At 59.6% G+C, this 285-nt stretch carries 1 rRNA gene; it reads left to right on the forward strand.

The annotated features are described in order from the left end of the window. Window positions 1–285 (forward strand): 23S ribosomal RNA (locus tag AC27E8_RS00295); the annotation flags it as partial.

Genomic DNA, 285 nt, shown 5'->3' on the forward strand with positions numbered 1-285 from the left:
AGAAGCAGCCATCATTGAAAGAGTGCGTAATAGCTCACTGGTCGAGTGGCGCTGCGCGGAAAATGGAACGGGGCTAAACCGGACACCGAAGCTCGGGATGGCGACATGGTAGGGGAGCGTTCCATGTGCGGGGAAGCTGAGCTGTAAGGCTTGGTGGAGCGCATGGAAGTGAGAATGCCGGTATGAGTAGCGAAAAGAGGGGTGAGAATCCCCTCCGCCGAAAGCCCAAGGTTTCCTGGGGAAGGCTCGTCCGCCCAGGGTCAGTCGGGACCTAAGGCGAGGCCG

The sequence above is a fragment of the Alicyclobacillus sp. CIJ1 genome (genome assembly GCF_057538885.1).